General features: G+C 68.1%; 22 protein-coding genes and 1 other RNA gene. 16 read left to right on the plus strand and 7 right to left on the minus strand.

The features are described from left to right. Nucleotides 1-2 precede the first annotated feature (2 nt). Nucleotides 3-363: RNase P RNA component class A (gene rnpB / locus AC4NN1_RS01350), an RNA gene on the plus strand. A 21-nt stretch (nt 364-384) separates the two neighbouring features. On the opposite strand, the gene AC4NN1_RS01355 is transcribed toward rnpB, so the two are convergent. Next, nucleotides 385-645, minus strand: coding sequence for a hypothetical protein (locus AC4NN1_RS01355; RefSeq protein ID WP_018186658.1), 261 nt, complete (start codon nt 643-645; stop codon nt 385-387). 2 nt (nt 646-647) lie between these two features. Further along, nucleotides 648-1,469: a polyphosphate--glucose phosphotransferase gene (gene ppgK, locus AC4NN1_RS01360; protein WP_336123587.1), complete on the minus strand. Its 822-nt coding sequence runs from the start codon at nt 1,467-1,469 to the stop codon at nt 648-650. A 92-nt stretch (nt 1,470-1,561) separates the two neighbouring features. On the opposite strand from ppgK, the gene AC4NN1_RS01365 reads away from it, so the two are divergent. The 7 genes from AC4NN1_RS01365 to AC4NN1_RS01395 all read left to right on the plus strand — a co-directional run bounded on the left by AC4NN1_RS01365 (nt 1,562) and on the right by AC4NN1_RS01395 (nt 7,965). After that, nucleotides 1,562-1,744 (plus strand): hypothetical protein, encoded by a 183-nt coding sequence (locus AC4NN1_RS01365; protein WP_018186660.1) that lies wholly within the window; start codon nt 1,562-1,564, stop codon nt 1,742-1,744. Between the two features lie 78 nt (nt 1,745-1,822). Continuing rightward, complete coding sequence (gene glnA, locus AC4NN1_RS01370; RefSeq protein WP_018186661.1) at nt 1,823-3,160, plus strand: type I glutamate--ammonia ligase; 1,338 nt, start codon at nt 1,823-1,825, stop codon at nt 3,158-3,160. A gap of 4 nt (nt 3,161-3,164) precedes the next feature. Continuing rightward, nucleotides 3,165-6,143 carry a bifunctional [glutamine synthetase] adenylyltransferase/[glutamine synthetase]-adenylyl-L-tyrosine phosphorylase gene (locus AC4NN1_RS01375; protein WP_491954350.1) on the plus strand — a complete coding sequence of 993 codons (2,979 nt, stop codon included), beginning with the start codon at nt 3,165-3,167 and terminating at the stop codon, nt 6,141-6,143. A gap of 27 nt (nt 6,144-6,170) precedes the next feature. Continuing rightward, the gene (locus AC4NN1_RS01380; protein WP_491954351.1) at nt 6,171-7,079 is read left to right on the plus strand and encodes a DUF808 domain-containing protein; all 909 of its coding nucleotides are present in this window, start codon (nt 6,171-6,173) and stop codon (nt 7,077-7,079) included. 49 nt (nt 7,080-7,128) lie between these two features. After that, nucleotides 7,129-7,395: a hypothetical protein gene (locus tag AC4NN1_RS01385; RefSeq protein ID WP_491954352.1), complete on the plus strand. Its 267-nt coding sequence runs from the start codon at nt 7,129-7,131 to the stop codon at nt 7,393-7,395. A gap of 143 nt (nt 7,396-7,538) precedes the next feature. Continuing rightward, complete coding sequence (locus AC4NN1_RS01390) at nt 7,539-7,667, plus strand: hypothetical protein (RefSeq protein WP_491954353.1); 129 nt, start codon at nt 7,539-7,541, stop codon at nt 7,665-7,667. 4 nt (nt 7,668-7,671) lie between these two features. Beyond that, complete coding sequence (locus tag AC4NN1_RS01395; protein WP_311856608.1) at nt 7,672-7,965, plus strand: hypothetical protein; 294 nt, start codon at nt 7,672-7,674, stop codon at nt 7,963-7,965. 75 nt (nt 7,966-8,040) lie between these two features. On the opposite strand, the gene glnA (AC4NN1_RS01400) is transcribed toward AC4NN1_RS01395, so the two are convergent. Further along, on the minus strand, nt 8,041-9,465 hold the full coding sequence (gene glnA / locus AC4NN1_RS01400; RefSeq protein WP_018186667.1) for a type I glutamate--ammonia ligase: 1,425 nt from the start codon (nt 9,463-9,465) through the stop codon (nt 8,041-8,043). 131 nt (nt 9,466-9,596) lie between these two features. Between glnA (AC4NN1_RS01400) and AC4NN1_RS01405 the strand changes: the two genes are divergently transcribed. After that, complete coding sequence (locus AC4NN1_RS01405) at nt 9,597-10,025, plus strand: RDD family protein (protein ID WP_116229164.1); 429 nt, start codon at nt 9,597-9,599, stop codon at nt 10,023-10,025. Between the two features lie 48 nt (nt 10,026-10,073). Further along, nucleotides 10,074-12,224 (plus strand): acyltransferase family protein, encoded by a 2,151-nt coding sequence (locus AC4NN1_RS01410; RefSeq protein WP_336123593.1) that lies wholly within the window; start codon nt 10,074-10,076, stop codon nt 12,222-12,224. Nucleotides 12,225-12,293: 69 nt separating this feature from the next. Here AC4NN1_RS01410 and AC4NN1_RS01415 read toward each other — a convergent pair whose 3' ends face one another. Then, nucleotides 12,294-13,004 (minus strand): DUF4191 domain-containing protein, encoded by a 711-nt coding sequence (locus AC4NN1_RS01415; protein WP_336123594.1) that lies wholly within the window; start codon nt 13,002-13,004, stop codon nt 12,294-12,296. A 117-nt stretch (nt 13,005-13,121) separates the two neighbouring features. On the opposite strand from AC4NN1_RS01415, the gene AC4NN1_RS01420 reads away from it, so the two are divergent. Next, nucleotides 13,122-14,384 carry a hypothetical protein gene (locus AC4NN1_RS01420; protein WP_491954354.1) on the plus strand — a complete coding sequence of 421 codons (1,263 nt, stop codon included), beginning with the start codon at nt 13,122-13,124 and terminating at the stop codon, nt 14,382-14,384. A gap of 20 nt (nt 14,385-14,404) precedes the next feature. Here AC4NN1_RS01420 and sucB read toward each other — a convergent pair whose 3' ends face one another. The 3 genes from sucB to AC4NN1_RS01435 all read right to left on the minus strand — a co-directional run bounded on the left by sucB (nt 14,405) and on the right by AC4NN1_RS01435 (nt 19,053). Continuing rightward, the gene (gene sucB, locus AC4NN1_RS01425) at nt 14,405-16,150 is read right to left on the minus strand and encodes a 2-oxoglutarate dehydrogenase, E2 component, dihydrolipoamide succinyltransferase (RefSeq protein WP_491954355.1); all 1,746 of its coding nucleotides are present in this window, start codon (nt 16,148-16,150) and stop codon (nt 14,405-14,407) included. Nucleotides 16,151-16,213: 63 nt separating this feature from the next. After that, nucleotides 16,214-17,584, minus strand: a complete 1,371-nt coding sequence (gene lpdA / locus AC4NN1_RS01430; RefSeq protein WP_491954356.1) for a dihydrolipoyl dehydrogenase — start codon at nt 17,582-17,584, stop codon at nt 16,214-16,216. Then, complete coding sequence (locus AC4NN1_RS01435) at nt 17,581-19,053, minus strand: leucyl aminopeptidase (protein WP_491954357.1); 1,473 nt, start codon at nt 19,051-19,053, stop codon at nt 17,581-17,583. The genes lpdA and AC4NN1_RS01435 overlap by 4 nt, the downstream gene beginning before the upstream one ends. A gap of 86 nt (nt 19,054-19,139) precedes the next feature. On the opposite strand from AC4NN1_RS01435, the gene AC4NN1_RS01440 reads away from it, so the two are divergent. The 5 genes from AC4NN1_RS01440 (at nt 19,140) to AC4NN1_RS01460 (ending at nt 24,390) form a co-directional block, all read left to right on the plus strand. After that, nucleotides 19,140-20,069: a proteasome assembly chaperone family protein gene (locus AC4NN1_RS01440; protein ID WP_018186675.1), complete on the plus strand. Its 930-nt coding sequence runs from the start codon at nt 19,140-19,142 to the stop codon at nt 20,067-20,069. A gap of 222 nt (nt 20,070-20,291) precedes the next feature. Further along, nucleotides 20,292-21,626: an RNA polymerase sigma factor gene (locus tag AC4NN1_RS01445; protein WP_336123599.1), complete on the plus strand. Its 1,335-nt coding sequence runs from the start codon at nt 20,292-20,294 to the stop codon at nt 21,624-21,626. Further along, entirely contained in the window at nt 21,623-22,327 is a 705-nt protein-coding gene (locus tag AC4NN1_RS01450) for a coenzyme F420-0:L-glutamate ligase (protein WP_018186677.1), read from the plus strand. Before AC4NN1_RS01445 ends, AC4NN1_RS01450 begins: the two co-directional genes overlap by 4 nt. 11 nt (nt 22,328-22,338) lie before the next feature. Next, nucleotides 22,339-23,352, plus strand: coding sequence for a sugar-transfer associated ATP-grasp domain-containing protein (locus tag AC4NN1_RS01455; RefSeq protein ID WP_336123600.1), 1,014 nt, complete (start codon nt 22,339-22,341; stop codon nt 23,350-23,352). A 24-nt stretch (nt 23,353-23,376) separates the two neighbouring features. Further along, nucleotides 23,377-24,390 (plus strand): sugar-transfer associated ATP-grasp domain-containing protein, encoded by a 1,014-nt coding sequence (locus tag AC4NN1_RS01460; protein WP_020097347.1) that lies wholly within the window; start codon nt 23,377-23,379, stop codon nt 24,388-24,390. Nucleotides 24,391-24,412: the final 22 nt, after the last annotated feature.

A 24,412-nucleotide genomic window follows, 5' to 3' on the forward strand; every position in this document is an offset into this window, starting at 1 on the left:
AATGGGTCGGCTGGACGGTCGCGTGGCGCGAGAGCGCACCGAGGAACGTCCGGGCTCCACAGGGCAGGGCGGTGGGTAACACCCACCCGGAGTGATCCGCGAGACAGTGCCACAGAGAGCAGACCGCCCCGGTTCCGACCGGGGTAAGGGTGAAAGGGTGGTGTAAGAGACCACCGGGGTCGTGGTGACACGGCCCGCACGGTAAACCTCGCCCGGAGCAAGGTCAGACAGGGGATGCCGACGCGGCCCGCCGAGTCCCCGGGTAGACCGCTGGAGCGGCACGGCAACGTGTCGCCGAGAGAGATGACCGTCCACGGGGTTTCGACCCCCGGACAGAACCCGGCGTACAGGCCGGCCCATTCGCCCCTCGTACGTCGAGGCGTCCTAGCCCATGAAGGTTTCCGGGGGTGGAGTCAGCCAGATGAGGTCCACTCCGCCGTCGTCGCTACGCGTCCTCGCGGCGATCGAGAAGTTCGCCTCACGAGTGGCGGCGGCCGACTCCGCCCACTCCATGACGTCTCGAGGTGTTGCGTCGTCGACGTCGAAGGCCGCGATGCGAAGCCCGGGGCCAACAAGCATCACGCGGTAACCGACCGCGTAGTCCTCGGAGCGCGCATCGCGCTCATCGACCTGTTGCACCTTCATGGTCAGCGCGAGGTCGTGCCCGCCAGGTCTTCGCCCTCGTCGACCGACTCGCCGGAGTCGTCGCCGGCGAGCGCCAGTGCGGCGGCTCCGATGATGCCCGCGTTATTGCGGTGCACGGCAGGGACGATCTCGGTCTTCAGATCCAGCAGGGGCAGGAATTTGTCGGCGTGCTTGGAGACGCCGCCACCGACGACGAACAGGTCGGGGGTGAAGAGGAACTCGAGGTGGCTGTAGTACTGCTGCAGGCGCTCGGCCCAGGCATCCCATTCGAGTTCTTCGCGCTCCATCGCCGAGTACGCTGCGAAGTGCTCGAAGTCCTTCTTGTGGCCCGGGCGGTGCAGGTGGCCGAGTTCCGTGTTCGGGACGAGGACGCCCTTGTAGATCATCGCGGTGCCGATGCCGGTCCCGAGGGTCGTGAGCAGCACGACCCCGTCGCGGTCCTTCGCAGCGCCGTACCGCATCTCGGCGACGCCGGCGACGTCGGCGTCGTTGGCGAAGTGGATCTGGCGGCCGAGACCCTTCTCGAAGAACGCCTCGGCCTCGAAGTCGATCCAGGTGTGCGCGACGTTCGCGGCCGACAGTGTGCGGCCGTTCTTCACGATCGCGGGGAACGCCACACCGAGGGGGATATCGTCGTCCGTCACCTCGAGCTTCTCCAGAACCTCGGTCACGGCCTTCAGGACATCATCGGGCTCGGCGCCCTTCGGTGTCGGGACCTTGATGCGGTCGGTGAGGAGCTTTCCCTGCGAGAGGTCGACGAGGGCACCCTTGATGCCCGTCCCTCCGATGTCGATGCCGACGGCGGTGGTGGCGGTCCCAGTCATGCATTCGAGCCTAGTCCGACCGCGGCAGCCCGGACGTAGGCCTCTGGCGGACCCGTCCGTAGGATGAATCGCACGAGGCCGAGGAGGACCCCATGAGCGACGCCGACAAGTACTGGTACAACCTGAAGACGGGTGAGGTCCAGCAGGGCTTCGAGTCTCCGGCGGTCGATCGCGCCGGTCCGTTCGACACCGCCGAGGAAGCGGCTCGTGCCCCGGAGATCATGCGGGAGCGTTCGCGCAGGTGGGCCGCAGAGGATGCCGCCGAAGACGAGTGAGCAGGCGCCGCGTCGCGTGACGGCGTCGCGGCTTCGGACCGCTAGTCTGGCAGTCGGCTCGGCACCGGGAAGGATGCGATGGACAAGCAGCGTGACTTCGTTCTGAGGACGATCGAGGAGCGGGGGGTCAAGTTCATCCGGCTGTGGTTCACGGATGTGACGGGGACCCTCAAGTCGGTCGCCATCGCCCCCGCCGAGGTGGAGGGCGCGTTCGCCGAAGGCCTCGGGTTCGACGGTTCCGCGATCGAGGGGCTGACGCGTTCCTACGAGTCCGACCTGCTGGCTCATCCGGACCCCGCCACGTTCCAGACCCTGCCGTGGCGCGGCGAGATCGATCCCACGGCGCGCATGTTCTGCGACATCACGACGCCCGACGGGCAGCCGGCCGTTGCCGACCCGCGCAACGTGCTCAAGCGCGCACTGGCCAAGGCCGGGGACGCGGGCTTCACGTTCTACACGCACCCCGAGATCGAGTTCTACCTGCTCAAGTCGTCGTCGTTCGGTCCTGAGGGTCCCGAGCCGGTCGACTCGGCAGGCTACTTCGACAACGTCCCCGGCGGCACCGCGCACGACTTCCGTCGTCGGTCGGTGCGGATGCTCGAGGACCTCGGCATCTCGGTCGAGTTCAGCCACCACGAGGGTGGGCCCGGTCAGAACGAGATCGACCTCCGCTACGCGGACGCTCTTGCGACCGCGGACAACATCATGACCTTCCGCACCGTCGTGAAGGAGGTCGCGATCGAGCAGGGCGTCTACGCCACGTTCATGCCGAAGCCCCTCAGCGGCAAGCCCGGCAGCGGGATGCACACGCACATGTCCCTCTTCGAAGGTGACATGAACGCCTTCTACGAAGAGGGTGCGCAGTACCAGCTCTCCAAGACCGGTCGACAGTTCATCGCAGGCCTTCTTCGTCACGCGAACGAGATCTCGGCCGTCACGAACCAGTTCGTGAACTCGTACAAGCGTCTCTGGGGCGGCGACGAGGCGCCGAGCTTCGTCTGCTGGGGCCACAACAATCGCTCCGCGCTCGTGCGCGTGCCGATGTACAAGCCGAACAAGGGACAGTCCACGCGGGTCGAGTACCGCGCGCTGGACTCGGCGGCGAACCCCTACCTCGCGTACGCGCTGATGCTCGCCGCCGGCCTCAAGGGCATCGAGGAGGAGTACGAGCTTCCCCCCGAGGCCGAGGACAACGTCTGGTCGTTGACGGATGCCGAGCGCCGAGCCCTCGGCTACGGTCCGCTGCCGTCGAGCCTGGACCACGCCCTCGAGTACATGGAGGAGTCCGAGCTCGTGGCGGAGACCCTCGGCGAGCAGGTCTTCAACTACGTGCTGCTGAACAAGCGTCGCGAGTGGCAGGAGTACCGGTCGCAGGTCACGCCCTTCGAACTGCAGAAGAACCTCGAGATGCTCTGAGGCCATGGCCTCGATCGAGCGACGGGCTGCGCTCACCGATCTTGCCCGTGCGGGGTTCTCGGACCTCGCATCGTCCTCCGACGCGTTGGACGAGCTGAGCGAGCTGAGCGGCATCGCGCGTACCGATCTCGTCGCGGCTGCGCAGCGGGCGGCGGACCCCGACGGTGCGGTGCAGGCCTGCGTGCGGATCGGTCGGCGTGCCCCCGACGCCCTGACGCATGTGCTCGCCGAGGCCGGCGACGTCGCGTGGTCCCTCCTCGGGGCTTCCTCGGGCTACGCCGATTTCTTCCTGCGTCATCCCGAGGAGCTCGTGCACCTGATCGGTGCGGGACGGATGCTGCCCTCGGGGCGCACCATGCGGGAGAGTCTGCTCGAATCCGTCGGGGCGGACGCGGACGGGTTCGCCGCGGCATCCGATGAGTCTGCGTGGATCGCCCTGCGTGTCCGTTACCGCCGGCTCGTGGCGCTCGTCGCCGCCTACGACCTCGCCTCCGACGATGCCGCCGACGTGCTGCCGGAGGTCGCGGCGGCGCTGGCGGATGCCGCGGGCGCGGCCCTCGACGCCTCGCTGTGCGCCGCTCGCGCTCGCGCGGCGACGATGTTCCCGCGTGACGAGGTCGCTGTGACGCGCCTCGCGGTCATCGGCATGGGGAAGACCGGCGCGCGCGAACTGAACTACGTCAGCGACGTCGACGTCATCTTCGTCGCCGGGGTGGCCGAAGGAGCGGAACTCGCGGAGGGCCGCGCGGTCGACATCGCGACCCGTCTCGCGGCGCTGACGATGCGCGGCATCTCGGACGTCGAGATCGAACCACCCCTGTGGGAGGTCGACCCCAACCTCCGGCCCGAAGGCAAGCAGGGAGCCCTCGTCCGCACCCTCGACTCGCACCTGTCGTACTACGCGCGGTGGGCGAAGAGTTGGGAGTTCCAGGCGCTTCTGAAGGCGCGTGCCCTCGCCGGGGATCTGGAACTGGGGGAGCGGTACTGCGCCGCGGTGCAGCCGCTCGTCTGGACGAGCAGCGCCCGGGAGAACTTCGTCGACAGCGTCCAGCGGATGCGCGAGCGCGTCACGGACCACATCCCGTCCGACGAGGTCGCCCGGCAGCTGAAGCTCGGACCCGGCGGCATCCGCGACATCGAGTTCACCGTCCAGCTGCTGCAGCTGGTCCACGGCCTGTCGGACGAGGGCATCCGTCAGCAGAGCACCCTGGGTGCCCTGGTCGCGCTCGTCGGGGAGGGGTACATCGGGAGAACGGATGCCGCGGCCTTCGGCCAGCACTATCGCACCCTCCGTGTCATGGAGCACCGCCTGCAATTGCGGCGACTGCAGCGGACGCACCTCATGCCGATCACCGACGACGAGCTGCGCGTCCTGGCCCGAGCGACCGGGCTGGCGACGGATGCCGCTGGGATCGGAGCCGTGTGGGAGCGCATCAAGCTCCAGGTGCGGGAGATCCACATCCGGCTGTTCTACCGCCCGCTCCTGTCGGCGGTGGCGGCGCTGCCCGCGGACGAACAGGGCGCCCTGTCGTCCGCTCAGGCGCATGACCGGCTTGCGGCGATCGGATTCCGAGACCCGGCGGGGACGCTTCGCCACATCGGAGCGCTCACGAGCGGACTGAGCCGGAAGGCCACCATCCAGCGCCACCTCATGCCCGTCATGATCCGCTGGTTCGCCGACGGGGTCGATCCGGACTACGGCATGGTCTCGTTCCGGCGCATCAGTGAACGCCTGGGCGACACCCCCTGGTTCCTGCGGATGCTCCGCGACTCCTCTGGTGCGGCGGAGCGTCTGACCCACGTGCTGTCGGGCTCACGGTATGCCGCCGATCTCATGGAGTGGATCCCCGAGGCGGCTGCCTGGCTCGACTCCTCGGAGCAGCTGCGACCGAGGTCCGGGTTCGCGCTGCAGCAGGAGGCGCGCGCGATTCAGGCGCGCCACGAATCGATAGGCGACGCGATGCGCTCGGTGCGCGCGCTGCGTCGCCGCGAGCTCCTCCGCCTCGCCCTCGGGGGACTGCTGGGCGAGCTGACGATCGCCGAGCTCTCGCAGGGTCTGACGTCGATCAGCGAGGTGACGATCCAGGCGACCCTCCGCGCGGTGTGGCGTGAGGTCGTCCCGCCCGAGGACGACGCGCTGGACTTCGCGGTGATCGCGATGGGGCGCTTCGGGGGAGCCGAGCTCGGCTTCGGCTCCGATGCCGATGTCATCTACGTCTACGACGCCAACGGCGTGCCGGCGCAGCGGGCGCAGGAGCTCGCGCTCAAGATCGTCCAGGGGCTGCGCACCCATTCGGAGGATCAGCGCGCGCCGTTCGATCTCGACGCGGGTCTTCGCCCGGAGGGGCGGAACGGCCCGATGGTGCGATCGCTCGACTCCTACGCGGAGTACTACCGCCGGTGGTCGCTGTCCTGGGAAGCGCAGGCGCTGTTGCGTGCCCGAGGCGTCGCCGGAAGCGTCACGCTGATCGGCCGCTTCATGGCGCTGGCGGACGACCTCCGGTATCCGCTCCATCCCGATCCGCAGGGTCTGCGCGAGATCAAACGGATCAAGGCGCGGGTCGAGAACGAGCGACTGCCGCAGGGGGTCGATGGGTCGCGGCACCTCAAGCTCGGGCCGGGCGGACTCAGCGACGTGGAATGGCTCGTGCAGCTCCTCCAGCTGCAGCATGCCGCCGACGTCGAAGGTCTCCGCACCACGTCGACCACCGCCGCGCTCGAAGCCGCCCGCGGCGCCGGTTTGGTTCCGGATGACGCGGCCGAACGTCTTGCCGAGGCATGGTGGCTCGCCAGCCGGCTCCGCTCGGCCAACACGCTCCTCTCCGGCCAGACCAGCGACGTGCTGCCGAGCGATCGTGGCAAACTCGACGGCATCGGCAGACTCCTGGAGTATGAGCCGCGCTCCGCCACGCAGGTGGAGGAGGATTGGCTGCGTACCGCGCGTCGGGCACGTCGCGCCTTCGAGAATCTCTTCTACGGCTGAGTGCCGATCACACCGAAAGGCACCCCCATGTCCGTTGGACTGCTGGCCGTCGTCGACGACATCCTGAGCGCCGCCCTGAAGGCCTCTTCCAAGACAGCCGGTGTCGTCATCGACGATGCTGCCGTGACGCCCCAGTACGTCCAGGGGGTCACGCCGGCTCGGGAGCTCCCGATCGTGGCGAAGATCGCGCTCGGCTCACTCGTCAACAAGTTCCTCATCATCATCCCGATCGCGCTCGTACTGACGGCGTTCGCCCCCCAGGTGCTCCCCTTCCTGCTCATCCTGGGAGGCGCGTTCCTCTGCTTCGAAGGCGCTGAGAAGGTGCTCGAGTGGTTCGGGTTCCACATGCACGCCGAAGAGGAGGCGGAGCGCGACGAGAAGAAGCTGGTCCTCGGCGCCGTCCGCACCGACCTCATCCTGTCGAGCGAGATCATGCTCATTGCGCTCGACAGCCTCGAGGAGGACCTCGGGGTATGGCAGACCCTCGCCATCCTGGCGGTCATCGCCCTCATGATGACCCTCCTCGTCTACGGCGCCGTCGCACTGCTGGTGAAGATCGACGACATCGGATTGAAGATGGCGAAGAGCTCGATCAAGCGCGTGCGCCACAACGGCGCCCGGATCGTACGCTCCATGCCTGCGGTGTTCCGTGCGATCAGCATCCTCGGCACCGTCGCCATGCTGTGGGTCGGTGGACACCTCGTGCTCGAGAACGTGGGCAAGGTCGGTTGGCACTGGACGACGGACCTCCTGCACGGTGTGGAGCATCTGCTCGAGGCCGCCGGGCCCGTCATCGTGTGGATCGGCGAGACACTCGTGTCCGCCGTCGCCGGTCTGCTCCTCGGGCTCGTCATCGTCGGAGCCATCCTGCTGATCGGACGCCTGCGCGGCAAGGACCGGGGACACACGAAGACCGAGACGCCGGCAGCCCACTGAGGCTGTCAAGGGGGCGTGGTCCCGGTGTGGGGGAGCGTAGCGTCCGAGGATGACGAACCACCACGATTCCCCCTCCGGCGAACCCACACCCGCGACGGATTCACCCCAGTTCCAGGTCGATGGGGTCGACCGGGACACCGCCTACAGCCCCGGCAGTGAGACCGAGACACAGCAGAAGCAGGGCGAACATGTCTCCGACGACGTCGACGGCGACATCGACGCGTCGCAGGTCCAGGTCGCACCGGGCACGGGTGGCCCCGACGACGTCGGCGACATCGAGGTGGATCCGAAAGACATCAACCTGCCGGGCTTCTGACGTTGTTATCAGATCGTTCGGTGACGGTGCATCATTCACCTATACGTTCGAGGAATGACACCTCAGACAGCGGTTCGGACGCGGATCGGAAGACGTGCCGCAGTGGCATCGATGGCCCTCCTCTGGGCGCTGGGAGCCAGTGGATGCGCCGCGGGAGGGTCGAGCACCGCGACACCCGCACCGAACGAGTCGGCCGTGCCGTCGTCGTCAGCCGCTGCGTCGCCGGCTGCACCCGCTCCGTCGCCCTCGCCGTCCGCATCCGCCGGCGATGAGCCGGTGGTCCTCGATTCGACCGAGTGGGGCGCGCTGGTCGCGGAATGCGTCAGCGCGAGCATGCCGGATCAGCCGCTCACCGTGGTCGAGGACAGCGCGCTCGTCGTGCGGCGCCCCGTGACGCCGGAATGGTTCGTCTACGTGCCCGCCGAGACCGAGGAGACGGAGGGCGGTTACCTCTGCACATTGTCGGGAGAGAAGGATGCCCCGGTGGTCGAGTCATGGGGAACCTCCCTGCGGCCCTCCGGTGATGAGCTGCAGCGATGGCTGACGACCAACGACAACGAGGGTCTCTGACGTACGTCGTCACCTCTCGGGTGACGCAGAAGAGCCCGCCGGCGTCATGCCGGCGGGCTCTTCTCGGTCATGGGATCAGACCCCGAAGTACAGCTCGTACTCGAAGGGGTGCGGGCGTGCCGCGATCGGCTTGATCTCGTTCTCGATCTTGTACTCGATCCACGTCTCGATGAGCTCGGGCGTGAACACGTTGCCGCGGGTGAGGAACTCGTGGTCGGCCCGCAGAGCCTCGAGCGAGTCGAGGAGCGAGTTCGGGACCTGCGGGATGTTCTTCGCTTCCTCGGGCGGCAGCTCGTACAGGTCCTTGTCGACCGGCTCGTGCGGCTCGATGCGGTTGATGATGCCGTCCAGGCCGGCCATCATCTGCGCCGCGAAGGCGAGGTACGGGTTACCGGAGGCATCCGGAGCGCGGAACTCGATGCGCTTGGCCTTCGGGTTCGAGCCGGTGATCGGGATGCGGATCGCAGCCGAACGGTTGCCCGCCGAGTAGACCAGGTTGACGGGAGCCTCGTAGCCCTTGACCAGTCGCTTGTACGAGTTGATCGTCGGGTTCGTGAAGGCGAGGACCGCGGGGGCGTGTGCGAGCAGGCCGCCGATGTACCAGCGAGCGGTGTCCGAAAGCCCGCCGTAGCCCTTCTCGTCGTAGAACAGCGGCTTGCCGTCGAGCCACAGCGACTGGTGCGTGTGCATGCCGGAGCCGTTGTCGCCGAAGAGGGGCTTGGGCATGAAGGTCGCGACCTTGCCCCACTCCTCGCAGGTGTTCTTGACGATGTACTTGAACTTCAGGATGTCGTCCGCCGAGTGCACCATGGTGTCGAAGCGGTAGTTGATCTCCTGCTGGCCACCCGTGCCCACCTCGTGGTGCGAGCGCTCGAGCACGAAGCCGGACTCGATCAGCTTGAGGGTGATGTCGTCGCGGAGGTCGGCGGTCTTGTCGACCGGGCTGACTGGGAAGTACCCACCCTTGTACGGCGTCTTGTTGGCGAGGTTTCCGCCTTCTTCGACGCGACCGGTGTTCCACGCGCCTTCCTCGGAGTCGACGGAGTAGAAGCTCGAGTTCTGCTTCACCTCGTAGCGAACGTCATCGAAGATGTAGAACTCCGCCTCGGGCGCGAAGAACGCGGTGTCGGCGATGCCGGTGGAGGCGAGGTACTTCTCCGCCTTCTTGGCGACCTGGCGCGGGTCCTTGTGGTAGATCTCGCCGGTGCGCGGGTTGTAGATGTCGAAGATCATGACGAGCGTCTTCGCCTCGCGGAACTGGTCCAGGTAGGCCGTCGTGACATCCGGGATCAGCTGCATGTCGGACTCGTGGATGTTCGCGAAGCCGCGGATCGAGGAGCCGTCGAAGAGCTGGCCGACCGTGAAGAACTCCTCGTCAACGGTCGAGGCCGGGATGTTGAAGTGCTGCTGGACACCAGGCAGATCCGTGAAACGGATGTCGAGGAACTTGACGTCCTCGTCCTTGATGAAAGCAAGCACCTCGGAAGAATCTTTGAACATGGAGTCTCCAAGATCGGGTGCGATGTCGACGCCCGTCGGATCAGGCGCTCCTCGAACCTATCGGGAAGCAGTTGCTCGGCAGTGTCCCCGATGTTTCGAGGATGTTACGTGGGCGCGATTAGTCTGAAGCGGTGACCTCGTCCTCGCCCGATCATCCCGGAGAACGGTTGGGCCGTCCCGCCACCGGCCGCGGGAGTATCGGTCGCCCCGGTCGTCGTATCGGCGCTCTCTTCATCGACTACGCGGCAGCGACCATCCTGGCGACTGCGTTCTTCGGATACGACCAGTTCGCGCTGCCGGAGAAGGCCGGGTGGACACTGTTCGCGCCGATGATCGTCTTCGCCGTTCTCCAGGTCGTCTTCATCCCCACGATCGGGGGAAGCCCGGGGCATCGCATCCTGGGGATGCGCGTCGAACTGGCCCGCGGTGGATGGCCGGGACTGTGGCGCCCGATCATCCGCACGGTCTTGCTCGTCGTCGTCCTGCCGGCGGTCATCTGGGACGCCGATCAGCGCGGACTCCATGACAAGGCCGTCGGCACCGTCCTCGTCAGAGGCTGAACCCATGAGAGCGGATCGCCGGGGCATGCGGAGACAGGGTGACTGCCTGTGAACGCGCGAACAAACGAGGTGCCGATCGTCACCGACGGCCGTCGAACGCGCCGGCAGCATGTGCCGAGCCTGTTCCGGAGCGACATCCAAGCGCTTCGCGCCATCGCGGTCCTGCTCGTCGTCGTCTACCACCTCCGGCCCGAGCGGCTGACGGGCGGCTACATCGGCGTCGATGTCTTCTTCGTGATCTCCGGCTTTCTGATCACGAGTCACCTGCTCCGCGAGGCCACCCGTTCGGGACGGGTGCGACTCGGAGCGTTCTGGGCGGCTCGCGCCCGTCGCATCCTCCCGGCGAGCCTCGTCGCGATCGCGGCCACGGTCCTCGTGTCACTGTTCGTCGTCCCGGCCACGGCGCTGGCGAACCTTCAGACGCAGGCCCTCGCATCGATCTTCTACGTGCAGAACTGGGTGCTGGCGAACGACTCCGTCGACTACTCGGCGGCGGAGAACGATGCCACGGCGTTCCAGCACTTCTGGTCGCTCTCCGTCGAGGAGCAGTTCTACCTCTTCTGGCCGCTGATCGTGGCGCTCGCTCTCTGGGTCGTCGCGCGTCGATCGGGGGCGTCCGGCGCCGCGCGGAGCGATGGGTTCAGGCTCCGCCGCTGTCTGCTCCTCATGTTCGGCGTCGTCGTGGCCGGTTCCTTCGTCTACTCCGTGGTCATGGTTCTCGACGGGCGAGCCGATGCGTACTTCGTCACGACGACCCGCGTGTGGGAGCTCGGCGCGGGTGGACTCCTGGCGGTCGTGTCGCTGCGGCGCGTCTCCCCGCTGTGGCGCCACGTCCTCGCCTACGGCGGGCTGGTGGCGATCGCCTCGTCTGCGCTCGTCCTGACCAGTGACACACCCTTCCCGGGGGCGGCGGCACTCCCGGTCATCCTCGGCACGATGGCGGTCATCCTGGCCGGCACGCGAGGAGAAGGGGAGGGGCCGGTGACTCTGCCGCGGTGGGACCCGTGGCTCTGGGTCTCGCGGCTGCGTGTGACGCAGTGGATCGGCGATCGTTCCTATTCGCTGTACCTCTGGCACTTCCCGGTCATCGTCCTGTGGCCCATCGCGTCGCAGCGCAGCATCGGCTACGTCGATCTCCTGGGGATGACGGTCGTGTCCTTCGTCCTCGCCAACTTCAGTTACCGGTGGATCGAGCAACCGGTCCGCCGGGCCACGTACTTCTCCACGTCCACGAAGCGCTCGCTCATCGGGGCCGCAGTGAGCATGATCGTCGTGGCCGCGCTCACGTTCGCCTATCCCGTGGCGACGGCCGCGACGACCGCGCAGTGGCAGGCGCTCGCTCAGAAGGCTCAGGGCGTCGAGCGTCTGGGGGCGGCGGCCGCATCCGACCCCGCTTTGCCCGCCTTCGACGACGGCCTCGTCGCGATGACGCCCAGCCCTCTCGACGCCGGGCGCGATCGGAACATCGCCTTCAGCGATGCCGAGTGCGTATCGAAGCAGCGCGACCCGGGGACCGTGTCCTGCACGGCGGGACCCGCACAGGCGGAGATGTCCGTGGCGCTCGTCGGCGACTCGCACGCCCGTATGTACTCCACGGCGCTGGCGGACATGGCGGAGGAGGAAGGGTGGACCCTGCGTACCTACCTGCACAACGCCTGTCCGTTCAGCCCGACGCCGCGCGTGGAGGAGGCCGCCAACGAGACGGTCTGCACAAGGCCCAATGCCACGGTGATGGACGAGCTTCTGACGGACCGACCTGACCTCGTGATCACCACGTGGTCGGCGGCATCAAACTTCGTGGACGACGGAAGCGACGAGCAGAACGGTGCCGTGGGGTTTGCGACCTACTGGAACACGCTCGAGGACGCCGGAATCCAGGTGCTGGTGCTGCGCGATGTGCCACGGATGCAGCGGAACATCCCCAACTGCGTCGCGACGGACTACGACGATCCTGAGCCCTGCTCGGTGAGCCGTGAGAATGGTCTCAAAGGCGTGAAGATCACTGCCGAGGCTGCGCGCCGCGCGCCAGGCGCGACTCTTGCGGACTTCACGGACACCTTCTGCACCGCATCCAGATGCAAGGCTGTCATCGGCAACGTCATCGTCTACTCCGACAACCACCATCTGACGGACTCGTTCGCACGGACGATGATCCCGCAGCTGCGGAAGGCCGTCGATACGGCTGTCGCCTCCGGCTGATCCTCACGTCGGAAGACCCGGAACGGATATGAGGCAGTCGGAACTGTCCTCGCCACCCGCTGGACGGGTTCAGCGAGGCCGCTGCGCCCGGGCGCGCGCCGGATCGATCCCCTTGGGGATCGGAAGCGAGGTCACCGACTGCGAGACCGATTCGATGCGCTTGACGACGGCGGCGAGTGTCGCACGGTCGACGTTCTTGGGCAGCGACTTGATCGTCTTGGCGAGTTTGGAGATGTGGATGTCGCCCTCGCCGTCGCCGACGTAGAGGACCTCGACGTGGATCCCGGATGCCACCCGCGAGACCTTCTTGCGCTCGTCGTTGATGAGCCGCGTCAGGCGTCCACGGGCTCCCTCGCCGATGATGACCACACCGCCGCGCCCGACGGCGCGGTAGACGGCATCCTGCGTTCGGGGGTTCACGCCCACCGGCATCTCCGAGGTCACCCAGCTGCGGCCGAGGCCCGTCGACAGAACATGTCCCACGGCTCCCGGCATCCCGTCGAGCTTGCGGTACATGACGCGCGTCGACAGGCGGGTCAAGAGGACCATCGCGAGCAGGACACCCATCAGAAGGCCGCTCACGCCCCAGAGGATGACGCTCCAGATCTCCACCGGCGGCACGAGGAAACCGATCCCGATGCCCACTCCGATCCCGATGAGGACCGCGCCGGTGAGCGCCCACGGCAGCCAGCGGAACTCGCTCTGCGTGAACGTGTAGAGCGAGCGGATCTGCGAGAAGAATCCGGGGCGTTTCTCAGGTGCGGTACTGCGGGATGCCATGTGCTCAGCCTACCTTCGCGCCCCGCAGACTTCTTCACACTGTCGAGCGGATGCCGGCTGTCCACCGGCCGCCAGGCTGGGCCGTCCGCACCCTGACCGGCTTCCCAGGCTGGAGGGATGGACCCCGTCACTCTCGAGACGCCCGCAGCCCTCCGCGATCTCACACTCGCGGAGGCACCGTTCGCCGGCGTCCTCCGAGCCGGAGAACCTCTCACCGTCTGGGTGGACGCGGTCGACGTCGCGGCCTCACCGGCGTGGGCGGCGCTGAACACGGAGCACATCCTCGCTCCCATCGACGCCGCCGCGACGACGGACGGGCCGCGCGTCCTCCTGGCTCACTGTCCCGTGCAGCTCGACGATGTGGTGCGGGATGCCGCACTGTCACCGGGAGCGCTCGTCACCGTCGCCGTCAGTGCTCTTCGGGGAGCGGCGGAGGCGGACCGGCTGGGCGCGGATTGCGGCCGGTGGTGGGTGACGACGGAGGGCCGACCCGTCCTCGCGCTCACGGGGACACTGGACTGGCGGCGCGACACGCTCGCTCTTCTCGAAGGTCTGGACCCCGCGAGCCCGCCGCTCCGTGCGGCGCTGAATCGCGCGGCGGAGGCGATCGACGATCCACGCCGGCTGCGCCGCGAATCGGAGGAGGTCGAGGACCTGCTGTTCGCGGCGGCCGATCCTGAGCCTCTTCCGACCTCGCTCCGCGACGCCGATACGGCGGCGCCCACGCGGCTGCGGACCACCGGTGAGCACGTCGCCGGGCCCGGGGTGACGAGTGCAGTGCGCGACCTCGTCGCCCGACTCGTCGACGGCGGTGTCGCCGATCGCGTCGGTCGCGCCATCGCCCGCACTCGTGCCGTGTTCACACCAACCTCTGCCGTCCGGGGTCGGAGGAGGACACGCCCGGCGGGCAAACGGAGAGTGGTTCTCGTCGCGGCGGCAGCGGCGACCGCTGTGATCCTGGCGGGAGCCCTGTGTCCGACCGACGAGAAGGACCGACCGGCGGCCGCTGTGGGGTCCGTTTCGACTGCCCCGCCGAGGTCCGCCTCTGCATCCCCGACAGCGGCGTCTTCGGCTCCGGCTGACCCACCTGCACACGAGGACACGGGCCCCGCGGAGCTCGTCGCGGCCGCGCGCCGGCTGGTCGACGCGGTGAGCGCGTGTTCGGACGCGCCGTGCCGCGAGCGGTGGGGGGAGGAGTCGGTCGACCCCGGGAACATCCCCGCAGCCGCCGGAGGCTATGGAGTGGACGTCGTGGATGAGTACGGCGGGGCTGCCGCGGTGAAGATCGTCGGAGACGAGCTGACGCAGGTCCTGGTCATGGTGCGGGTGGAAGAGAAATGGCTGGTCCGCGAGGTTTACGACCTCGCGGACCAGCCATGACGGATTTCGCCCGAACGGCGTCAGACGCCGAGCTGACCCTCGAACTGTGCAGCCTCGAGGCGGGCCTTCATCGCACTGAGGAAGCGAGCCGCGTCCGCACCATCGACGACGCGGTGGTCGTACGACAGGGCGAGGTAGACGTAGGAACGGACGCTGATCGCGTCCTTTCCGTCGACCGTCACCACTCCGGGGCGCTTGACGACCACACCGGTGCCGAGGATCGCCGACTGCGGCAGGAACACGACGGGAGTGTCGAACAGCGCGCCGCGCGAACCCGTGTTGGTCAGCGTGAACGTGCCGCCCGCGAGCTCGTCGGGCTTCAGCTTGTTGTTGCGCGTGCGGCCAGCGAGATCGGCGATCTCGTGCGCGATCTGAGCGATGTTCTTGTCGCCCGCGTCGCGCAGGACCGGCGTGAGCAGGCCGCGCTCGGTGTCGACCGCGATCGAGAGGTTCTCGCTCGCCGGGTAGACGATCTGGTCTCCGTCGACGGTGGAGTTGATGACGGGGTACGTCTTCAGCGCCTCGGCGGCGGCCAGAGCGAAGAACGGCAGGAACGACAGCTTGTCGCCGGTCTTCTCGAGGAACGACGCCTTGACGGAGTCGCGGTAATTCGCGAGCTTCGTGACATCCACCTCGACGACCGTCGTCAGCTGAGCGGTCTGCTGCATCGACTCGACGGCGCGGCTGGCGAGGACCTTACGCAGACGCGACATGGGCTGCGTCGTGCCGCGCAACGGCGACACCTCGACGGCGGCGGGGGCCGGTGCTGCGGCAGCCGGAGCTGCGTCAGTCTTCGGGGCCTCCGCAGCCTTCAGGACGTCCTCCTTGCGGATGCGTCCACCGACACCGCTGCCCGTGATCGTCGACAGATCGACATCGTGCTGCTGAGCGAGCTTGCGCACGAGAGGCGTGACGTAGGTCACGCCGTCCTCGGCGGGTGCGGCCTGAGGTGCCTCAGCCTTAGGTGCCTCAGCCTTGGGTGCCTCAGCCTTGGGGGCCTCGGCCTCGGCCGCGGGTGCGTCAGCCTTCGGCGCCTCAGCCGCGGGAGCGTCCTGCGTCGACTCCTGGGCCTGGGGTGCTTCGGGGGCCTTCTCCTCGGCGGGCGCCGCGGGGGCCGGGTCGGCCGGTGCAGCGGCGGCGCCGGAGCCGACGCGGGCGAGCACAGCGCCGACCTCGACCGTCTCGTCCTCCTGGACGAGGATCTCGGTGAGCGTGCCGGCGATCGGGGACGGAATCTCCGTGTCGACCTTGTCGGTGGAGATCTCGAGAAGCGGCTCGTCGACGGCGACGTCATCGCCGACCTGCTTCAGCCAGCGGGTGACGGTGCCCTCGGTGACGCTCTCGCCCAGCTCGGGAAGGACGACGTCCTTCGCGTCGCCGGAGGACGCGGGCGCGGATGCCGGCGCGGACTGAGCCGGTGCCTCTTCCTTCGCGGGTTCCTCGGCGGCGGGCTCCTCGGCAGCGGGCTCCTCGGCAGCGGGCTCCTCAGGGGCCGACTCAGCGGGGGCCGACTCTGCGGGGGTCGACGAGCCGTCGCCGATCTTCGCGAGGACGGCTCCGATCTCGACCGTCTCGTCCTCGTCCACGAGGATCTCCTCGATCACGCCGCTGACGGGCGAGGGGATTTCGGTGTCGACCTTGTCGGTCGAGATCTCGAGGAGACCTTCGTCGGCCTGGACCGAATCACCGACCTTCTTGAGCCAGCGGGTGACCGTTCCCTCAGTGACGCTCTCACCGAGCGCGGGGAGGACCACGGATGTGCTCATGACTGTGTCTCCTTCAAGAAAAAGCGATGTGCTGTCTAGCTTAGTGTCGCGAGTGCGACGGGGTCAGATGGTATGGAGGGGCTTGCCCGCGAGAGCGAGGAAGGCCTCGCCGAGGGCTTCGCTCTGAGTGGGGTGCGCGTGGATGAAGGGCGCAATGTCCTCGGGGTGCGCTTCCCATCCGATCGCGAGCTGTCCCTCGGTGATGAGCTCGCCCACGCGGTCGCCCACGAGGTGGACGCCCACGACGGGTCCGTCCGTGATCCGGACGACCTTGGCGAACCCCGCTGTTCCGAGGATCTCGCTCTTCGCGTTGCCGGCGAGGTTGAACTCGAACGCCGTGATCCGGTCGCCGTGCGCAGCCCGCGCCTGCTCCTCGGTCAGCCCGACCGAGGCGACCTCGGGGTGCGAGTACGAGACACGCGGGATCGTCGATTCCGGCACCGGAACGGGCGAGAGCCCCGCGATCCGCTCGGCGACGAAGATGCCCTGCTGGAAGCTGCGATGCGCGAGCTGCAGGCCGGGGACGATGTCGCCGACGGCCCAGACGTGCGGAACCGTCGTCCGGAGGTCGGCGTCGACGGTCACGAAGCCGCGATCGAGCGCGACACCGGCTTCCGCCAGGCCGAGTCCGTCTGTGACCGGCCCACGGCCGACGGCGACCAGAACGTAGTCGGCATCGACGACGCGACCGTCCGAGAGGGTCACCGCGACGCCGTCCTCTCGTGCGGTCACGCCTTCGCACCGGGTCGACAGGGCGGTCTGGATGCCGCGCTTGCGGTACGCACGCTCGAGCGCCTTGCTCGACACGGCTTCCTCCGCGGGCAGCAGGCGATCCAGTGCTTCGACGACCAGGACCTCGGTGCCCAATGAACGCCACGCACTGGCGAACTCGACGCCGATCACGCCACCCCCGAGGATGACGACGGAGGCCGGCACCTCGTCGAGGGTGAGGGCGGTCTCGCTCGTGAGGATGCGACCCCCCGGTTTGATCCCCGGGAGGGAGCGCGTCTGCGAACCGGTGGCGAGGATGACGTCGGTGCCGGCGTACTCGTCGTCGCCGACGAGGATGGTTCGTTCTGCGGTCAGTCGTCCGGCGCCGGCGACGACGGTGATCCCGCGCGTCGAGAGCAGGCTCTGCAGGCCGCGGTACTTCTTCGCGACGATGCCCTCCCGGTACGCGGTCATGCGTGCCGGGTCGAAGCCCGTCAACGTGGCGTCGACGCCGACGGCCGCGGCCTCGCGGACGTGATCGGCGATCTCAGCGGTGTGAAGCAGAGCTTTGGTGGGGACGCAGCCGCGGTGCAGGCACGTCCCGCCGACCTTGTCCTTCTCGATCAGCGCGACGGTCTTGCCGAGCTCGCTCGCCCGGATCGCGGCCGCGTACCCGCCGCTGCCGCCGCCGAGGACGACGAGGTCGAAGTCGTGACGGGTCATCGCGACTCCGTTTCGAGGAAGGCGAGGAGCGATCGCACCGTCGCGGCCGTCGGGCCCTTGTCCGTCGGGCCGAACGGCGATGCCTTGTTCTCGCCGCTGCCGGCGATGTCGAGGTGCACCCACGGGATGCGGGGGGCATCGGCATCCTCCGACGTCCGTCCGACGAATCGGCGCAGGAACAGGCCGGCGAACATCGTCCCGCCGGCAGGGTCGCCCACCTTCGCGTTGCGCATGTCGGCGATGGGGGAGTCGAGCTCGTCCTCCATGTGGTCGGGGAGCGGCAACTGCCATGCGGCTTCTCCGACGGATGCCGCCGCCTCGAGGTAGCGGGCGACGGTGGCGTCATCGCCCATGACGCCCGTGTGGCGGTTGCCGAGGGCGACGATGACGGCTCCCGTCAGGGTCGCGACGTCGACGATCACGTCGGGCTGCGTGCGGCTCGCCGCGACGAGACCATCCGCCATGACGAGGCGGCCCTCGGCATCCGTGTTCAGGACCTCGACGGTCGTGCCGTCGAGCATCCGGAGCACGTCGCCCGGGCGGGTCGCGCGTCCGGAGGGCATGTTGTCGGCGATGCAGAGCCACGCGGTGACACCGACGGAGAGTTCGCGTTGCGCTGCGGCGCGGACGACGGCGAGGGCCGTCGCGGCACCGGCCATGTCGAACTTCATCCCGACCATGGATGCCGGCGGCTTCAGCGACAGGCCGCCGGTGTCGAACGTGATGCCCTTGCCGACGATGGCGACGTGGCGGTCGGCGCCCGCGGGGGAGTAGGTCAGACGGACGAGGCGCGGCGGGCGGTCCGAACCCTGGCCGACACCGAGGATGCCGCCGAACCCCTGCGCGGCGAGCTCCGTCTCGTCGAGGACCTCGACGTCGACGGGCAGGCCCGCGACGGCCTCGATCGCGCGCTCGGCGAGATCGGCCGGGCTGAGCCATTCGGCGGGGATGTTGACGAGATCCTTGACGAGGGCGACGGCCGAACCCGTCACTTCGACGGCGCGGAGTTCTGCGGAATCGACGTCCGCTGCCAGGTGAAGGCTCACGTGGGCCGCCCGGGTCTTGGCGGGCTCACCCGACTTGTACCCCTCGAACCGGTAGCCGCCCAGGACGGCGCCCTCGGCAGCCGCCCGCCAGTGCTCCTGTGCATGCGGAAGGGCGACGGCCACGTGCGCGAAGCCCGTGGTGGTGCGGATCGCAGCACCGACGGCATCCCGGATCGCGTCGCTCGACGGCGCTGCGCCGGTTCCGACGACGAACAGGGGGAGATCGGTGGATGCCGGGGCGAAGACCCGCACGGTGGTTCCCGCCGCGCCCGTGTACCCGACGCCGCGGAGGACGTCCTCCACGCCGGGCCACTCGGACAGGACCGCCGCCGCCTCCTCGAGCGGCGGAAGGGCCAGGACGATCGCGTCGGCGCCGCCGTCGCGTGCAGGAGAGGTGGACACGGTCAGCTCGGGGTACGGCATGGTCTCCATCCTATGGAGAGTGGCGTTCGCTCAGAGCGGGACGGCTCGCGCGCCGACCCCTTCGAGCCTGCTTCTACAGTGGAAGCATGCCCCTGTCTGGTCCCCTCTACGAGCGCATCACGACCGCGCCCCCTGTTCCGGCGGGCCTGCCCCTGGTCGTCGCGCTGACCGGCTTCACGGATGCCGGGTCCGCGGTCACGCGCGTCGTCGACCATCTGCACACCGAGCACGACCCGCAGCCGGTCGTGACGTTCAACCCCGACGTGCTCTTCGACTACCGCGCTCGGCGCCCGCTGATCACCTTCGACGGCGATCACCTCACGGACTACCGCCCGCCCCGCCTCGACCTCGCGCTCGTCCACGACGCGCTCGGTCAGCCGTTCGTCCTCCTGTCGGGCTACGAGCCGGACTTCGCGTGGGAGGCGTTCGTCGACACCGTCGTCGGGTTGGCCGAGGGGCTGCAGGTGCGATCTGTGACGTGGGTCCACGCGATCCCCATGCCCGTCCCGCACACACGACCCCTCGGAACGACGGTCAGCGGCAACAGGTCCGACCTCACCGAGGCCCACTCCGTCTGGAAGCCGCGCACGCAGGTGCCCTCGACGGCGGGCCATCTCCTCGAGTACCGCCTGTCGGATGCGGGTGTCTCGGTGTCGGGTTTCGCCCTCTTGATCCCGCACTACCTCGCGGAGACCGACTTCCCCGCGGCGGCGATCGCCGCACTCGACAGCGTGTCGATCGCGACGGGACTCGTCTTCGACAGCGACACCCTGCGCGACGAGAACCGCGAGTACCTCGAGAAAGTCGACGATCAGGTCTCGGCGAGCGACGAGCTGACGACGATGCTCCACAACCTCGAGGCGCGCTATGACGCCTACATGGCGGGCTCCACGCAGGCTCAGCCGATCATCCACACGGGAGACCTCCCGTCGGCCGACGAACTCGCCGCCGAACTGGAGCGGTTCCTCGCGAATCGCCCGTCGGGTGACGACGATCGGCGGCCGGGCCTCGGCTGACAGGCTCGCCTCGCCCGTATTCATCCCTCTGTTGGGGGAATGCGCATACGGTTTTCGGTGTTGACACCGGTACGTCCTTCATGCATCCGACACGTATGAGAGAATGGACGAAATGACCCGTTGTCCGGTCCGAAGGAACGTCGTTGTGCGTGTCCGCGGGACTTGACAAGGGTCTTACTAGTGTCCGAAACCCGGCGGAATGCCGTCGGTGAAAGGCGAGACGTGACTTCGAGCACGAGGACCACCCGTACACGAGCGGCAGAAGCGGTCGACGAAGCTGACGTCGTCGAGCCTGCCGAGACCGAGGCGCCCGCCAAGAAGGCTCCGGCCAAGAAGGCTCCGGCGAAGAAAGCTCCCGCGAAGAAGCCCGCTGCGACGAAGGCGTCCCCGGCGAAGTCCCGTGCCAAGAAGTCCGCAGATGAGGACGACGAGGACGCTGAGGCGGACGAGGTCGAGCTCGACGCCGAGGCCACGGACGACGCTTCCGACGACGACGCAAAGAAGGATGCCGACAAGGCGGACGGTGACGACGAGGACGAGCCCGCCAAGCCGGCGTTCACCGAGCCCCTTCCGACGGGCGCGATCGTCATCTCGTCGTCGGACGACGACGAGGTTCCGGTCTACTCGACGCAGATCACCGGCGCGACGGCCGACCCGGTCAAGGACTACCTGAAGCAGATCGGTAAGGTCCCGCTCCTCAACGCGGCCGAAGAGGTCGAGCTGGCGATGCGTATCGAGGCGGGTCTGTTCGCCGAAGAGAAGCTGTCGCACATGACGGCGGCGGAGAAGTCGTCGCAGCTGGGCCTCGACCTGCAGTGGGTCGCCCGTGACGGACAGCGCGCGAAGAGCCACCTGCTCGGCGCCAACCTCCGTCTCGTGGTCTCGCTGGCCAAGCGCTACACGGGCCGCGGCATGCAGTTCCTGGACCTCATCCAGGAGGGAAACCTCGGCCTCATCCGCGCCGTCGAGAAGTTCGACTACACCAAGGGCTTCAAGTTCTCGACCTACGCCACGTGGTGGATCCGTCAGGCCATCACGCGTGCGATGGCCGACCAGGCGCGCACCATCCGCATCCCGGTCCACATGGTCGAGGTCATCAACAAGCTCGCCCGCGTGCAGCGTCAGATGCTCCAGGATCTGGGCCGTGAGCCCACGCCGGAAGAGCTCAGCCGCGAGCTCGACATGACGCCCGAGAAGGTCATCGAGGTCCAGAAGTACGGCCGCGAGCCCATTTCGCTCCACACCCCCCTGGGTGAGGACGGCGACAGCGAGTTCGGCGACCTCATCGAGGACACCGAGGCGGTCGTTCCTGCCGACGCCGTCGGCTTCACGATGCTGCAGCGTCAGCTCGAGTCGCTCCTCGATTCGCTGAGCGAGCGCGAGGCGGGCGTGATCCGCATGCGCTTCGGTCTCGGCGACGGTCAGCCCAAGACGCTCGACCAGATCGGCGACACGTTCGGCGTGACCCGCGAGCGGATCCGCCAGATCGAGTCCAAGACGATGGCGAAGCTGCGGCACCCGTCGCGGTCGCAGTCGCTCCGGGACTACCTCGAATGAGCGACGCCGCGAACGAGGGCAAGGAGCTCACGAGAGCGGTCGACGGCGCGACGTACGCCCGGATCCCCATCCGGACGCACGTCGTCATGCCGGGCGAGGACATCGACGAGATCGTCGCGACCTACGCCGCTCCGGAGCTCCAGCCCGGTGACCTGCTCTTCGTGACCGAGAAGATCGTGGCGATCACGCAGGGGCGCTCGTACCTCGTCGAGGACATCACGCCCAGGCCGCTCGCGCGGTTCCTGTCGCGCTACGTCGTGAAGACGAAGTACGGCATCGGCCTCGGCATGCCCGAGACGATGGAGATGGCGCTCCGTGAATGCGGAACGCCCCGCATCGTCTTCGCGGCGGGCGTCGCGGCCGTGACCAAGCTGTTCGGACGCCGCGGCGACTTCTACCGGATCGCCGGCGACAAGGCACGCTCCATCGACGGGCCCACGCCGCACACGATCCCGCCGTACAACAAGGCGGTCGTGCTCGGACCGAAGGAACCGGCGACGGTCGCCCGGCGTCTGAAGGCGCAGCTCGGCGGGGGGAACGACGTCGCCGTCGTCGACATCAACGACATCGGGGGCAATATCCTCGGGTCGACGCTCGACAAGGCGGGGGAGCAGCGGCTCGTCCGCATCCTTTCGGACAACCCGCTCGGACAGGGACACCAGTCCACCCCGCTCGGCATCATCCGTCCGTCGAAGGCCTGACCGTGGGTGCCGTGAACAGGCTCTACCGTCGCGCTCGGTTCTTCGTGCGACGCGTGGTCAATTTCGACACGGACCGGGTCCTGCAGTTCGCGCGGCAGTCGGCGCGGCTGTCGAAGGCGCCGCTGTGGTGGGTCATCGCTGACATGGCATGGTGCTCGGTGCGCTACGAGACCACCTTCGAGAACTACTCGGAGTGGGACTTCCGCATCCTGAAGGCGCGCGAGCGCAAGACCTACATGACCGACCCCAAGTCGTTCCATCTGTCGCGCCGACTCAACGACGACGCGCAGCGAGCGATCTTCGACGACAAGCTGCAGTTCGCGACGCGGTTCGGACCCGAGCTCGGCCGTGAGTGGATCGATCTCGACCAGACGGATGCCGCGGCCTTCGCCGATTTCCTGAGCCGGCATCCGCGCATCATCGCCAAGAACCCCGGCGGCGTGGGCGGCAACGGCATCACGCTGGTCGACTCCGTCGACATCGACGACCCGGCCGCCTTCCGGGATCGGCTGCTCGCCGATCGTCAGACCCTCGTCGAACAGGTGCTCGTGCAGCATCCCGACATGGCGAAGCTGTACCCCGGCAGCGTCAACTCCCTGCGGATGGTGTCGTACCTCGATCCCGACGGCGAGGTGCACGTGCTCGCTGGTGTGCTGAAGATCGGCAACGGCGGCGTCATCGACAACTTCAGCAACGGCGGCATGTACACGATGCTCGACGAGCGCGGCCGTGCACTGCACGCGGCGAGCGATGAAGAGGGTCGTCCCTTCGCCGAGCACCCTGCGACGGGAACGCCTATCACGGGGTTCCAGGTCCCGCTCTACGACGAGGTCCTCGAGCTCGTGGACCGCCTGGCGCGGCGCGTGCCCGCGTTCCCGTACATCGGGTGGGACATCGCGATCACTCCGGAGGGACCCGTCGTCATCGAGGGCAACCACAACTCCGGTGTGTTCCAGTCGAAGCCTTCGGTCTCCGGCATCCGTCGCGGCCTCCTCCCGCGGTATCGCGCCGCGATGCGTTTCTGACCGACCCGAACCGAAGGGACCGCCATGCGCCGCATCCGCGTTCGCCTGCAGTACCTGATCCGACGCGCGCGCAAGCTCCGGCCGGGCAACCTCGTCGAGTTCGCGCGGACCGTGCAGCAGGTCTCCAAGGCCCCGCTGCCCGTCATCATCGCCGACATGCTGTGGTGCTCGGTGCGCTACGACATGGCCTTCCGCGACTACGCCGTGTGGGACATCCGTCTGCTGAACGCGCGGGAGCGGAAGACGTGGATGACGCACCCCAAGTCGTTCCGCATCACGAAGATGTACAACACGCCCGAGGGGCGGTCGAAGCTCGAGGACAAGCGCCGGTTCGCCCGCGAGTACGCCGACCTGCTCGGTCGCGAGACGATCGATCTGCGTGATGTCGACGATGCCGCGCTGACGGCTTTCCTCGCGCGCCATCCGCGCGTCCTCGCGAAGCCGAACGAGGGACACGGCGGCGGCGGCATCGACCTGCACGAGGTGGGTGCGGACGTCGACGTCGCCGCGTTCCGCGCGGAGGTCACCGCGAAGGGGCAGACGGTCCTCGACGAGTTCATCGTCCAGCACCCCGAGATGTCGGCGCTTTATCCGGATGCCGTCAACACCGTCCGGCTCATCACGTTCCTCGACGGCGAGGACCGGGTGCACCTGCTTGCCGCCGTCCTGCGCATCGGCAACGGGGACGTCATCGACAACTTCGCGTCGGGCGGGATGTTCACGATGCTCGACGACGAGGGCGTCGCGCTCTACCCGGGCGTCGACAAGAACAGCAACGTGTATCGGGAGCATCCTGCCACGGGGACCCCGATCGTCGGGTTCCAGGTGCCGCAGTACGACCGCGTGCTCGACCTGGTCGCCTCGCTCGCCCGGCGGACCCCGGAAGCGCCCTACGTCGGCTGGGACATCGCGATCACGGCGAACGGTCCCGTCGTGATCGAGGGCAATCACAACTCGAGTGTCTTCCAGCCCAAGCCCTCGGCCTCCGGCGTCCGCACGGGACTGCTGCCCGTGTATCAGGCGGCCGTCGGCTTCTGACTCGGTTCCGCATACGCGAAGG

The sequence above is a fragment of the Microbacterium sp. MDV22-iso44 genome, assembly GCF_058629135.1.

Bases quoted from the DNA above. Each gene is read 5' to 3' on its own strand.
- AC4NN1_RS01355 (WP_018186658.1), bottom strand. From the start codon at position 645: ATGAAGGTGCAACAGGTCGATGAGCGCGATGCGCGCTCCGAGGACTAC.
- ppgK (WP_336123587.1), bottom strand. From the start codon at position 1,469: ATGACTGGGACCGCCACCACCGCCGTCGGCATCGACATCGGAGGGACG.
- AC4NN1_RS01365 (WP_018186660.1), top strand. From the start codon at position 1,562: ATGAGCGACGCCGACAAGTACTGGTACAACCTGAAGACGGGTGAGGTC.
- glnA (WP_018186661.1), top strand. From the start codon at position 1,823: ATGGACAAGCAGCGTGACTTCGTTCTGAGGACGATCGAGGAGCGGGGG.
- AC4NN1_RS01375 (WP_491954350.1), top strand. From the start codon at position 3,165: ATGGCCTCGATCGAGCGACGGGCTGCGCTCACCGATCTTGCCCGTGCG.
- AC4NN1_RS01380 (WP_491954351.1), top strand. From the start codon at position 6,171: ATGTCCGTTGGACTGCTGGCCGTCGTCGACGACATCCTGAGCGCCGCC.
- AC4NN1_RS01385 (WP_491954352.1), top strand. From the start codon at position 7,129: ATGACGAACCACCACGATTCCCCCTCCGGCGAACCCACACCCGCGACG.
- AC4NN1_RS01390 (WP_491954353.1), top strand. From the start codon at position 7,539: ATGCGCCGCGGGAGGGTCGAGCACCGCGACACCCGCACCGAACGAGTC.
- glnA (WP_018186667.1), bottom strand. From the start codon at position 9,465: ATGTTCAAAGATTCTTCCGAGGTGCTTGCTTTCATCAAGGACGAGGAC.
- AC4NN1_RS01415 (WP_336123594.1), bottom strand. From the start codon at position 13,004: ATGGCATCCCGCAGTACCGCACCTGAGAAACGCCCCGGATTCTTCTCG.
- AC4NN1_RS01420 (WP_491954354.1), top strand. From the start codon at position 13,122: ATGGACCCCGTCACTCTCGAGACGCCCGCAGCCCTCCGCGATCTCACA.
- sucB (WP_491954355.1), bottom strand. From the start codon at position 16,150: ATGAGCACATCCGTGGTCCTCCCCGCGCTCGGTGAGAGCGTCACTGAG.
- lpdA (WP_491954356.1), bottom strand. From the start codon at position 17,584: ATGACCCGTCACGACTTCGACCTCGTCGTCCTCGGCGGCGGCAGCGGC.
- AC4NN1_RS01435 (WP_491954357.1), bottom strand. From the start codon at position 19,053: ATGCCGTACCCCGAGCTGACCGTGTCCACCTCTCCTGCACGCGACGGC.
- AC4NN1_RS01440 (WP_018186675.1), top strand. From the start codon at position 19,140: ATGCCCCTGTCTGGTCCCCTCTACGAGCGCATCACGACCGCGCCCCCT.
- AC4NN1_RS01450 (WP_018186677.1), top strand. From the start codon at position 21,623: ATGAGCGACGCCGCGAACGAGGGCAAGGAGCTCACGAGAGCGGTCGAC.
- AC4NN1_RS01460 (WP_020097347.1), top strand. From the start codon at position 23,377: ATGCGCCGCATCCGCGTTCGCCTGCAGTACCTGATCCGACGCGCGCGC.